The sequence below is a fragment of the Proteiniphilum sp. UBA5384 genome, from assembly GCF_002410825.1.
In the GTDB taxonomy this organism is placed as follows: Bacteria; Bacteroidota; Bacteroidia; order Bacteroidales; family Dysgonomonadaceae; genus Proteiniphilum.
Genome location: NZ_DHOS01000051.1, coordinates 1 through 12,329 on the forward strand (window position 1 = coordinate 1; position 12,329 = coordinate 12,329).

The window sequence follows — 12,329 nt, forward strand, 5'->3', positions numbered from 1 at the left end:
CGAAATGGTCGTATACATTTCCGATGGCAGTTTACAAACGAACAGGCTCGGATAAAACTCAAACGGTTGTATCCGTCAGTTCTGAACTAACGTAACACTAGTAGAGGCTATAAAGTTTTGGCTATAACTTTGTTTTAGTAACAAGGAAATTGTGAACTCAAAGTTCCAATATGTGTATGCCTGGGGATTTAATTATTATCTTCTCATATGTACCCGATATGCCGTTAAAAATTGTTAACTGGTCATTCTCTGTGGTCTGGCAAGTGATAATCCATTTATCATCTTTTTTTTCAAAAGCCAGAATATCTGATGTATTGGACCTCATTGTTGCGGCTATATTATCAGCACAACAAATAGAGGTAATCGTATACCTATCCACATCCACGGTGAACACTTTATTATTCAGTACAAAGTCCGCCGGATGGGAGATATCATCACTTTTCCAGTCTACATTCAGTAAATACAATGTCCTCATGCTCCCCGTATCCCATACCGAGAAATTAATATGGGGAGAGGCTTTGATCCATCCTTTTTCCAACTCTTCAGATGTGATTCCTGACGCAATGTCTTTCATCTCTTCGATGTAATGTTTCCTTATTAAATTATCAGCGGGATAGACATTTTCAGGATAATATATGACCCGGCCTTTACCCAACGGAATTACGGTTTTTTCTTTATATGTTTTGTAATCAATGCCGAGCAATGTTTTTATTACAGTATCGTCTTCAGGGAATTTTGCAGGAAGGTCCGGTTGCAGTTCACTGTTCATATGGACGGCACCCAAAAGCAGAGTCCCTCCCCGCTCAACAAACTTTTTAAGACGTATAAAGTCGGTATTATCAAAAGTATTCCAGCCTAAAAAGATCAGCGCTTTGTATTGGTTCATCACGTCATTGGAAGCCTCGACCGGCAGAATATCCACAGGCCCGTATGGAGTGGAAGTAAACAAACCGTCGGTACTGCAATAATCCACATTATTTTCAGGATAAAACACTTTCAGCAGATCAAAACTTTCCATCGCCTTGTTGAACGCCCATTTATCTCCTTTCTGCGACCAGATTGAAGTACGCCCGAATGACTTCCATGCATCGTTCCTGCCCTGGATAACGGCAATCTTCGTATGCAGGCTTCCCTGACGGGAATGTGTCTCTATATAATCCAACATCTGATGCTGCGCGTACAGGTGTTCTTTACCAGCTTTTGTGTACCTGTCATTTGAATACTCATCCGTCCATAACCCCTCTTCCGTGTTAATATGGGATGAACCATGCATATACGCCACTGCCAGAGACAGATAAAAGCGCAGGGAATGTTCCGGATCGGTAAAAGGTTTTGACCCCCATTGTACGGCGTGAAGCGACCCGAAGTCCTTCTTGCCATAAGCTCTTGAAGCTCCCCGTAAAGCCGACATAATAATATCTTCAGGCCCGTACATCTGTTCTGCCCCGAGCCATTCGTATCCGGCCCGGTAAAGATAGCGGAACATCGTGGAAGGGCCGGTATGACGGGTACTTTCACCACGGGAATAGCTGAAATTCGCGATCAGCTTATCCGCTCCGTCGGCCATATCTTTTACACCATAAGGATCGTAATGTATAAAAATCCCATGGTCGGTATAGATAGGCCTGTGTTTTGCAAATATTCCCCCGTATGGTCTTGTCCTTGCGGCCATATCGGAATGTAACCCGTTATACAGAAAATGTTGCCAGTAGTAATATCCGCCATCATTTTCATGCGCCTGTTTACCTCTGAACACAGGAGATTGGAGGGCGGCCAGCGAAGGATTGATCTTTGTGGCTGCCAATGTACGCCCTTCTACCTGCCATGCATAAGGGATATGCATTTTGTTCAGTAAAGAGGTATAGTGTTTGATTATATTTTCATCGGTTATTCTCACTCCGCTCCATTGATAGGATGGCCTGAAATGGTACCAGTTGCCGAGGCGGTTTTGTATATACCATTTAAAGAACTGATTATAGGGTTCATACTCTTTATCGATATGGACTTCATCGCCGGAGGAGAGGTAAATATTATCTTTCTTCTTTACAATCAGTTGTTCGACAACACCGGTTTTTTTTAGTGTGCCGTCTGTAAATTCAATAGAGACCCGGATATCCGGATTGATTGCTGAAAACCGGACAGCATGTAGTCCCGGATCTGTGAACGTAACATGTGGGTCGATCAGATGGATATTCCGGTTTGAAGAAGATACTGTCAATGCTACGTCAGGCTTGTTTGTCTCGATCAGGAAGGCCGTCGTATCTCCGACGGTTACAAAACGGGGGACTGAAACAATCTCGAAATCCTGTGCACTTTCTTCCAATAATTGAAGTGACCTTAGTTCATAAGGAAATGAGACACGGTTTGGTTCCTTTTCCAGTGTCAACTTAAGGTTTCCCTTACCTGTGATATCTTTTGGAAGGGTGATATAGAAATCTGCAATATCCGAAGCGCGGTCGAATATGTTGCCTTCGAATATTGTTTTTCCTTTGAATTCGAGCTTCCATTTCGGCCAACTGCGGGTGGCAAGATTTATCCCTACCCAATAATTATAATCATCAGGCCTCCTTTCATTCTGAATAAACGGGGATTCAACTATATTTTTCCCGTCTACATACAATTCAGGCGCTTCGAGCCAGCATTCGCCACTGAAGTTGGTTCCCCCTAAACGTACTAATATAGTAGCCACATTGGGCGGCAGTTGAATATTTTTCTTTAATAATTTAAAGTTTCCGCTTCCCTGTGGGATCGGTATAAAGATGACAGAATCAGCTTTATCATAAATTTCATCGGCATGCCTCCCTTCTTTTTTATTGTATATCTGTAACTCGATACCAAAATCCCCTCTAGGTGATGTTTTCAGATTTTTACGTTTATACGCGATCTCTAAATCGACCCCTTTTTTATCAAAATTGACACCGGTGATACGGTTATATGCATGGCGTTCGAAAGGATCGTCATCTCCCTTGAAATAAAGAGAATAACGATCTTTATAAGTGTGGATTGAATCTAAATTTTCATCTATCAGGTATTCCTGCTGCCGGAAAAACTCTTCTCCGCGAGGAGCAAATTTACCAGGCATCTTTACTCCCCCTACTACACGCAGGATACGTCTCACCGGGTAATCATGGTTCTCAAAGACAACTTCCTGTTCAAAGGATTTCCCCGGGTCTATTTGTACAAGTCCTTGTTCTCCCCCAGCCGGGTACAGTATCGTTCTTTGCTCCTTTTGTAACTGAGCATGAACAGATAAGATTACAGAAAAAAGAATGAATAAAATAAATCCTGTACGCTTTTTCATAACTCCTCCATTTTCTATTGATTCACTAAGAAACTGTTCCAATTGCTTACGAAAGAGGGTGATAAAGATATCTTCGCCTTTAAACAGTTTCTAAACTTTTTTATATTTTCCGTATAATTCAGATTGGATGCTACAAGACAACTTCTCCAATGATATTTACCGCATATTTTCCATCATTATCATACCATTGTGACAGATTCTTATTGGAAACCCATTTTACGTCGTACACACCATTGTATTGTAAAGATTTATCCGGGTCCGGCATCCAGATTCCGACCCTGTATTTTCCTGCCAGATCGACAGGGATATCACCTGTCAAACGATGTCTTAAAGGTTGGTATGATTGCTTATTGAAATCATAGGGTTGCCAATCCCGGGGATCAGCATTGATCCTTACCTCTCTTTTTACATTGTTACTCTCATCAATAAACACCAGGTAAACAGGTTTAGAATTAACCGGCGCTGCAAAACCTGTATTTGTAAATTCCAGGTCGTACAATAGCTTTTTGCTTTTTGTTTTCAGGGAAGAGCCGGTTAAATTGAGCCGATAGCCAAGATGGTCCCTCACAAAGTTGAAGAACGACCTATTCACTCTGTTCCCTTTTTCATCCATGAAATAATCTTCCGAAAATAATATATTGTTTTTTACAAGTAGTCCCGGATATACTTTTATATTTTTCCATGATTTGATATTCAATTGATAATTCTGAGTGAGGTCAAAGGCCGAGTAGTGATGGTCTCTTAGTATCCTGAGTGTAGTTTCCGGATCGATGAGTGCTGCCAAACCCCATTCGGTGTTTTCGTCGTAGGGAATCTCCCCGCTCATAAAGAACCAAGGCGACTCTCTCTCAATCTGCCTGTACCACTGACTACCCGGGACGAAATCATTTCCCGGGGCGTGGCTATGCTCGCCAGCCGTAAAATAATCATTGGCGTATGAAATACGTGTTTTATCTTTTTCATTGTCTAAATTCAGCCTGTTCTTATGATCGGGGGTCCTGATCTGAATACTGTAGGGTTCCGGATATACTTTTAACAAGGCGTTTACAATATTACTTTTTGCGGTAAAGTCGTTCTGTAAAGGGGTGGTATGCCATTCTCCCCATGCTCCTAAAAATCCGATCTGTATCGTGGCTATTAACCCCCTGTTTTTTTCCAGTAAAGGTTCCAGCTGATCTATATGCCGTAAGATCCACTTTTCCGATTCACCACCCGAAGCATCCAGACCTTTCCAATTATAAGCAAATCTCAAGATAGCTTTATACCCGTGTTTTTTCAACTCATCGAATATGACTTGTATGTTTTCCAATCCTTCCTGTGAAATATCTTTATCCACCCATTCGGTAAGATAAACATACAATTGTAATAATGTCAGATTCTCGGATTCAGCATCAAAAACCTTTTCCCGGGCTTCAATAAATCCATTTGGAAATATTTCGTTTTTTCTGAATGGATTCGTCATATCATGGGCAAAATAGTTTGACTCCAAATGAAAACCCCTGTCAGGATTGCGTAACGGGGCAATCTTCACAATATCTTTGGCTGCCGTTGTATTTTTCTGATTCCGGGCAGTGGATTCACCGGGAATAAACAGCAGATAAAAAATAAATATGGATATAAACTCAAATCTCATATGATTATTTCATTTTTCTTATCGGTGTATGGCACCCTTGATGATTAAATAATCATCCCGGTTTCATAATCCTATATAGTAGTTTTTTTAAAATAAAACGACACACATACAAGAGATTCCTTGAAAAATCTGTGTGCCGTTTTATAAGAAATACATTAAAAATTAACCTCACCTATTACACTTATCCTATGCTTTTGAGTGTGGATGATTTCCGTATTAGCGAATATGATGGAGAAATCAGCGATCTCTTCCAGTTCATCTGTCGGGTCGGGCATCCATAAACCGACTTTGTATTTTCCGGACAAAGAAACAGATACGTTACCTTTGATATTGTGGTATATCTGTTTAAAATCATTCAACCGGGGATCACATGGTTGCCACGTTCTCGGATCCACATCATCCAAATCCACGATCTGGGTTATGTGATCCTGTCCGTCAACAAAAACAAGCTTGATCGGGCGGGGATTAAGGATAGTGGAGAATCCCGTATTATAGACTGTTATATCATAATTGAGCTCTCCTCCCGTCACTTCAAGCTTACTGTCTTCCTTATCCATATACAACCGGTATCCCAAATGATCCCTGACAAACTGGTATGCCGAACGGGCCACTAATTTTCCTTCATCGTTACGGAAATAACTTTCATCGAAAAGCACATTCATCTCTTTCAGGGCAGCAGGTGTCAATTCGTATCTTTTCCAGTTCGCAAAATTCAATGCATTGTTCTGAGTTACGTCAAATGCGCTGTAATGATGCTCTTTCAATGCACGAATTGAATTCGGGACCGATATAAGAAAATCTAATCCCCATTGGGTATCTTCATCGTAGGGAATTTCTCCGACCACTTTCACATAAGGTCCTTTCTCCATGACCTGGGCATAATCTGCCGACCCAAACGTGTAATCATTGCCGGGAGCTGCCGGATGTTCCGAAGCAGTGAAATAATCATTGGTGTATCCTACCCGTTTCACATACTCATCACCCAACCCACGCTCTATAAATCTTGCCAGATGACTCGGATAGCGAAGGGCCATAAACCTGTCAGGATAAGCATCAAGGATACCTTTTACCAGCTTGGTTTTATTATCCCAGTCAGTACTCATCAGAGACTGGTTCCCTTCACCCCATGCTCCAATAAAACCCATTCTCCAAAGATCTATAATTCCTATATTATCCCGGATAAAAGGGTTCAATTGTTCCAGATGACGAAAAACATCTTCAAATTCCGCATCCGTAGCATACGGATCATAGTCATAAGCAAAAACAATATGTATCTTATATCCCAATTCCCTGGCATCGTCAAATACCCGCTGCATGTTATCAAAAGCCCCCTGGGAAATATCTTTCCCTACAAAATCGCTCAGGTAAAATGTAAGCTGGGTCAGCGTAAGGCTATCCGGCAACGCATTGTTCATTGTTGCTATCTCTGGAATCCAAAGACTGGGAAAAGACACATTGTGCCAGGGGTTCCGAAGATTATGGGAGAAATAGTTACTTTCCAGGTTATAACCTCTTTCAGGATTACGGATAGCTTTTATACTGGTAAGCGGACCGACCTCTTCCGGTTCTCCGGGGTTTTCAGGATCTTCTCCGCGTTCCCCTTCATACTCCCATACCGGGAATGTCGTCTTGTCGTCGGCACAGGACAGTACCGACAACATCGACATGCATATAATTAAAATTGAAAATAATGTAATATGACGCATCGTTTATCTCTTTTTAATTTGAATAATACCTCTACTTATTTGTCATATATGAGCCTTACATTCGCTCCTACGGCCCACACTTCCCAAATGGCAAAATGGTCGAGCATAGCCGCACGGTGGGTATTCTCCCCGATCCCTGTGGCCATCATATATGAGAATGTAGTATTGGTTATTGATTTGTCCTCCCCTTGCTGTTGACCTGCGGTCACCAGTCCCAGTTTCCACTTGTTGACTTTAGGATCTGACTGTGTAGGTTCGTAATTATAGAATACAGGATCTCTCAATACATTATAGGTGCCTTCCTGTGCAAGCGCCTCTTCATATAATTCCCTGCATTCCGTAATAGTCGGCACTCTCCAACCTGCAGCCGGAAGTTTCTGGAACATGGACGGATTAGGACGATAATATCCTCCGAAGGCTTTTACCTGCTCCTCCGTATAACGGTTGGACGGTGCAAACATATAGTTAGCTTCCTCGATATCCGACCCATCGGGATATTTTCTGGTACGCAGGTTTTCTGCCAGCCAGTATTGTACCCGTCCGTCCCTGTATGAAATTTTAGCCACCTTATAGGTAATTTCCTCATCGCCGCGCACATCTTTGTAGATCATCATCGGATTCACCTCTATCGAAGAAGAAGAACGGGATAAATATTCATTCTCTTCTGTCTTCTTGATGTTCCAATACAAACGCATTGATTTGAACGGATGGCTTGAATATTTGATAAATACATCCTGCAGCTGACTATTGGTAATACCCGCGCTGTTTACGGCACCCACATTGTAGGTTACCACCTCTCCCGTCATCTCATTATTATTCGAGAAAACAATAGAATATGCTGTAGCCGGATCTTCTCCTTCTGTATCCCAGGCAAAACTAACCGGCAGTGCTGGCCTGTCGCCGTCTAATGCTACAGGTTTCTGATTCTCCGGAAGGAGCAATCTGGATATAAGCCGTTTCACATTCAAGGGCCTGATCTCCAGGGCTGCAATTCCAATATGGTCAGTCGGTTTTACTGCCCAGTATATTGTTCCTGTTTTTCCGTTTTCAATACCAAATCCAGAGGTGATCTGATCCAGCAATTCTGCCTTAATTGAATAGGATTTGGCCTCTCCGGCCTTAAAATAAACAGGATCCAGTAAAACATCGCTGCCACTTAAAACAAGAGTGGTTCCTCCTTCAATAGTCTCATTCCAAGAGAATGTATATTCGTCAATAGACATTTCATTGAGGTCTATTTCGGCATTTTTCTCCGGTGATGCCAATGTTATATCCGATACGGGCACTTCAACCCTGTAACCATAATCTTCCTGGCAGGAAGAGAATATATATAACACAGCGGTTATCATTAAATATATACTATATTTCTTCATTGTATTAATTTTTTTTAATTAATAACCCGGATTTTGTTCTACAAGGCCCTGGGACTCATATATAATACCGGGAGGTATCGGGAATCTCTCATATTTATACTTTCCGCCTTCCATTGTTGTGATTTTTCCGGTAGGCTGCCCTTCATATTCTGCTTTTTTAATGGCAGCTTCAATGAATTTACCATGCCTGATCAAATCCTGGCGGCGTACGCCTTCGTAATAAAACTCATGACCGCGTTCTAATAACAATTTGTCCAGGAAAGTTTCCACATTCGAAAAATCCGCCATTGTCCAGGAGTTTAATCCCGCCCGGTTACGCACAGCATTCAGGTGGTTAATAGCTTCCTGGCTTACATTATCAGCATTCCGGACAATAGCTTCTGCCAACAAGGTTATCACGTCCGCATAGCGATAGATAGGTATATCTATTTCACAGTTTTCCCCTACAACCCCTTCCATACCAAATTTCTGGGGGACAGCGCCTTTGTACAGAGCGCCTTGTATTCCGCTATCCCTGTCATTCTTCTTGTTATGCAATACACCTTCAGTCCCGGTATATTCCCCTACAAGCCTTCCCAATCGCTTATCATTTGGCTCATAAGTTTCGTAGAACGGCCAGGCGACCTTAAATCCACCCCATTTGGTGATCGTTCTTCCTGAAGGAGACGGATAATCCGACGGCAAAGCATGGGCATGCCATTTATGTTCTATTACACCGGCTTTCGCAGTTGCGGCAAAAATGGTTTCCGTATTTTTTTCGGTAGCCAGGTCAAATAACGAATTATAGTCTTCCACTAATTTATAACCATATTCAGGCTTTGTCAATTCACGGCCTATGGCTTCCGCTTTTTCCCATTGTTTGGTAAGCATGTAAAATTTCAACAGGACAGTGTTTGCCAACCCTTTGGTGAAACGCCCATAATCGGAAGAGCCATAACTGTAAGGCAATACTTCAGCCGCTTCCAACAGGTTCGTCTCAATAAACTCATGCATTTCCGCATCCGTTCTTCTGGGTATCAGTTTCTCATCCCTGGGCGACAGCAATGTTTCCAGATCAGCAATCTGAATAGGACCATACAAATCATAAAGGATAAATGCAAGAAATCCTCTGCCACACTTGAGTTCTGCAATAAGCCGCTCTTTCAGGTTTTCGTTCATCTCAATATTTGAGATCTTATGGATGGACATTGTCATCATAGAGATATAATTATATGAACGGTATTGACTTCTGGAACCTGAGTCAATATGCCAGTCATCCGCTTCATACGAATTATATACGGTAGTCCATCCCCATGAGTTCTCACCTATGTCTGTGACCATTTCCGAGTTGGTAAAATAACCTGCATCAGGATAAAAAATACCCCATGGGGAAAATATGGTATAACATGTTCCCGTAACAAGGGCAGTTGCGTCCTCCGCATTACTCGGGAATCCCATACCCTCCCCTATCTCACTGTAAAGGCCGCTATCGAGTTGACAACCTGTTAACATAACTGCCACAGAAATCACTACGATAAACTTATTTAATATTTTCTTCATACGATTATTTTATTTAGAATGTTATATTTACTCCCATGCCTAACGATCTGATATTAGGATAAGGATAAGGCCCGTTATCGGTTTCAGGATCCAACCCTTTCCAGTTTGTAATCACAAAAGGGTTGTTTATATTGGCATAGACCCGCACATTTTGTAACAACTTCACCGGAACCGTATATCCTAAAGTGATGCTGCCGCAACGTATGTAATAAATTTTGCTTACATAATAATCACCCCAGCCGTATGTCCCTTGTTTCAGAAAAGTGGGATGATCAGCATTCAGGTTCGTGCTGCTGAAAGACTTGTTCGCCCATGCGGAAACATTGATTGCCTGATTCGTATCCATAAACGTCCATTGTTCCAGATAGCTTGCTCCTTTGGCCTGGCCGGATTCACCATAGAAATAAATGGAGAAGTCAAAATTTTTATATTTCACTTCATTGTTGAATCCAAAATATAATCTTGGCGCCCCGCTTCCCTGGTATACCATATCTTCATCATTTATCACACCATCATCATTTTGATCTTTCAGGATGACCATTCCCGGTAGCAGATCCTTTTGGGCATCAGGTACAGGATCACCCGGGCGCATGATCCCTACCGCTTCGTAGGTCCACCAGGCATTGAACGGATCGTTATTCGATTGGTATGGCTTCATCGCGATAAATGCAGGACGCTCTTTCCATTTATCTTTATAATGGGACAGTGTCAAAGTCGTATTCCACTTCCAATCCTTATTGGCGATATTAACCGTATTGAATGTCAATTCATATCCCTGGCTTTCTACTTTGCCGGCATTAGCCACTATCGAGGTGACCTCGTTATAGGAAGGTATCGGTTTACCCCATTGCAACATGTCGCTTACCTGCCTGTTAAAGTACTCCGCTGTAACCTGTATCCTTCTGTTCAGAAATCCGAGATCCAGTCCCACATTAAACTCTGTAGTCGTTTCCCAGGTAAGGTCTTTATTCCCCATAGCGCTTACATAGGCCCCTTTGTGTTCAGAATCACCAAAAACAAAGTTTCTCCAATTGATCGAATAGGTATTTTGAAGTCCATAGCTTACATTCTCATTCCCTGTAGCACCATGTGAAATACGGAATTTACCATTAGATAACCAGGAACCTGTATTTCTCATAAAATCTTCCTCTGTAAATATCCATCCTAACGATGCAGAAGGGAAATATCCCCATCTTTTCTCAGGAGTAAAGTTAGATGAACCGTCCGCACGTAAAGTAGCTTCCACCAGATAACGGTCTTTATAATTATAATTAACACGACCGAAATACGAAGCGATTGAACGTTTGTATGCTCCTGAACCGACTGACTGCCGCTCACTGGAGCCCGCTCCTAAATTATGATACCAGAATGCATCTGTAAGAAAGTCCCTTGCCATGCCGTTTAAACTCTCACCGTTATATTCCTGGAACGCATATCCAACCAAACCTTTTATTTTGTGTTCATCAAAATCCCTGGTGTATGTCGCATTCAGGTCTAAAAGATAGTCTGCGGCATCGCTTTGTGCAATCCGTCCGGAACCATTGTTACGTTGTCCCTCCACAGTTGTTTTAGGGATATAAGAAGAACGCTTCTGGAAACGCCTGTCAACTCCTAACTGGCCCTTTACCTCCAACCCTTCTATCGGTTTTAATGTCACATGTGTATTAGCCAGCAAACGATCATTTATCGACAAATCTTTATATTCAAGTAATGACACCGGGTTGGGAGCGAAAGAGCGCAACGGGTCCAGATAGTAATTCCCGTTATCGTCATACACAGGATTGGCCGGATTGGCTCTTACGGCAGAAGCTATAATACCCGCATATTCTCCTGAATGGGAACCCAAAGGAACATTGTCAAACTTATTCTGAGAATATGTCATCGTTAAACCGGCTGTAACATATTTACCGAAATCCTGGTCGAAATTTATACGCCCGGAAACACGTTGCACGTCATTTCTCTTAATTATACCGGCTTGCTTCATATAGTTCAGTGAAACCAGATATCTACTCTGATTACTACCCCCTGCCACCTGAATATTATGCTGTTGCATAAATCCGGTACGGGTTACCAGATCGAGCCAATTGGTTTTCTGAGCTCTTAAAATCTGATCATTTGTATAATGAGGAACGAATACAGGGGGATTTTCATTGGGTTTAATGTAATCCGCATAGATTCCCAATCCGTTATTTGCAAGATAATTCTCATAGTATTGCCTGTTCCGCATATCCATGAACTCCTGCACTCCCAGTATTTGGAATTTTTCACTCATGGCCTGTACTGAAGCCTGCCCGGAATAGGTCGTCTGCACTTTCTGGTTACTCCCTCTCTTTGTGGTAATAAGGATAACCCCGTGACCTGCACGGGCCCCGTATATAGCTGTAGATGCCGCATCTTTTAATACAGAAATGGATTCGATATCATCCGGATTGAGCGACCCCAGAATATTATCTATATTCCCCAGCTGGCCAAAACCTTGCCCCACTTCAGTATCCATATTACCACCTGTGGAACCTACGGGGAATCCATCAATAACAATCAGGGGATCACTTCCGGCTCCACCGGCAGCCTCACCCCTGATCTTAAGTTTTGCGCCTCCTCCCGGCTGTGCTGACACCTGATTGACTCTCAACCCGGCTGCTTTACCGGCTAGTCCATGAGATATGGAAGTTAAGCCGGTGGTCTCTATCTGGTCAAATTCTATTACTGATATAGCGCCGGTAAGGGTTTTCTTGCTTTGGGAACCATAACCAACAACAACCACTTCTTCTAACGCC

At 42.4% G+C, this 12,329-nt stretch carries 6 protein-coding genes; all 6 read right to left on the reverse strand.

Going from position 1 to position 12,329, the window contains the following annotated elements; genetic code table 11:
• Positions 1-157 precede the first annotated feature (157 nt).
• Positions 158-3,301 (reverse strand): hypothetical protein, encoded by a 3,144-nt coding sequence (locus B4G81_RS09765; protein WP_286848806.1) that lies wholly within the window; start codon positions 3,299-3,301, stop codon positions 158-160.
• Between the two features lie 130 nt (positions 3,302-3,431).
• Positions 3,432-4,934 (reverse strand): DUF4874 domain-containing protein, encoded by a 1,503-nt coding sequence (locus B4G81_RS09770; protein WP_294081990.1) that lies wholly within the window; start codon positions 4,932-4,934, stop codon positions 3,432-3,434.
• 155 nt (positions 4,935-5,089) lie between these two features.
• Positions 5,090-6,640 (reverse strand): DUF4832 domain-containing protein, encoded by a 1,551-nt coding sequence (locus B4G81_RS09775; RefSeq protein WP_294081992.1) that lies wholly within the window; start codon positions 6,638-6,640, stop codon positions 5,090-5,092.
• A 35-nt stretch (positions 6,641-6,675) separates the two neighbouring features.
• Positions 6,676-8,013, reverse strand: coding sequence for a SusE domain-containing protein (locus B4G81_RS09780; RefSeq protein ID WP_294081994.1), 1,338 nt, complete (start codon positions 8,011-8,013; stop codon positions 6,676-6,678).
• Positions 8,014-8,031: 18 nt separating this feature from the next.
• The gene (locus tag B4G81_RS09785) at positions 8,032-9,552 is read right to left on the reverse strand and encodes a RagB/SusD family nutrient uptake outer membrane protein (protein ID WP_294081996.1); all 1,521 of its coding nucleotides are present in this window, start codon (positions 9,550-9,552) and stop codon (positions 8,032-8,034) included.
• Positions 9,553-9,565: 13 nt separating this feature from the next.
• Positions 9,566-12,329: SusC/RagA family TonB-linked outer membrane protein (locus B4G81_RS09790; protein WP_294081998.1), on the reverse strand; the 2,764-nt coding region annotated here is incomplete at its 5' end.